Annotated in this window: 2 protein-coding genes; one reads left to right on the forward strand and one right to left on the reverse strand. The window is 35.9% G+C overall.

Annotation, left to right across the window (positions count from 1 at the left end; translation table 11 throughout):
• Positions 1–156 (reverse strand): helix-turn-helix domain-containing protein (locus tag LPKJCM_RS13975; RefSeq protein WP_133057580.1); only part of this gene is annotated, 156 nt, incomplete at its 3' end.
• A 136-nt stretch (positions 157–292) separates the two neighbouring features.
• Here LPKJCM_RS13975 and LPKJCM_RS12125 point away from each other — a divergent pair.
• On the forward strand, positions 293–742 hold the full coding sequence (locus LPKJCM_RS12125) for a cupin domain-containing protein (protein ID WP_046041293.1): 450 nt from the start codon (positions 293–295) through the stop codon (positions 740–742).
• Positions 743–982 lie beyond the last annotated feature (240 nt).

Genomic DNA, 982 nt, shown 5'->3' on the forward strand with positions numbered 1-982 from the left:
CGATTTACCGGATTGAGTTTTGGCCTGGCCCTGGATCCACTTATGAACTGTTGAATAGCCAATGCCATATTCTCTGGCCAGTTGGGCAGCTGATTCGCCTTGCTTATATAGGTTGATAATGTTTTGTTTGAATTCTTTGTCGTAACGAGTTGGCATGTAAAAATTCCTTCCTTTTGAGAGACGATTTATTCATTATACGCTCTCTTAAAAGTTGTCTCAGGAATCAGCTTACATCCAATATTAAATAATAAAAAATTATGTTACAATTCCACTTAGAAAGGAAGTGTTTATTATGTTAGAAAAAAGCGCAGATTTAAGAGACTACGGTCCAGCACCCTTTGCACCTGATTTAAAATCGGCTGCTTTGGAAAATGAAAATTATCGAACTACTTTGTGGACCGGGGATCATTTTCAAATCACATTAATGGCTATCCCAGCCGGAGGTGGTGATATTGGTATGGAAATTCATCATGGTAATGATCAACTTATTTACTTAGTAGCCGGTATTGGCCACGTTAAAATGGGGAAAGATAAAGATCATTTAACAGTTGATCAGGAAATTCATCCGGGAGAGGCTGTAGTTGTTCCTGATAACACTTGGCATAACGTGATCAACGCTGGAAAACAGACCATGAAGGTCTTCTCTATTTATTCACCGGTCAAGCACCAAAAAGGAACTAATGAAGCCACTAAAGCCGATGCAATTAAGCAGGAGGGCCCTCTGGAGGGTACTGGTGAATAAGACAAATTATTTATCAAAAGATATGATTTATGTCAAGAACTAATGGTATTCTTTGATAAATAATTTGAATTAGAATTTTTTCTGAACTATGCAATTAATAATTTTTTAGTTGCATTTAGCAATCGGGACTTATACAACCGAAAGAGTGGAACATAGTTCCACCCTTTTAATTTCAAAATATGTAAAGAGCTGTTATAAAAATTTTTAGTGGAATTTTTATAACAGCTCTTTATTTTTTAC

This window comes from Lentilactobacillus parakefiri, assembly GCF_002157585.1.
GTDB classification, from domain to species: domain Bacteria; phylum Bacillota; class Bacilli; order Lactobacillales; family Lactobacillaceae; genus Lentilactobacillus; species Lentilactobacillus parakefiri.

Bases quoted from the DNA above. Each gene is read 5' to 3' on its own strand.
- LPKJCM_RS12125 (WP_046041293.1), top strand. From the start codon at position 293: ATGTTAGAAAAAAGCGCAGATTTAAGAGACTACGGTCCAGCACCCTTT.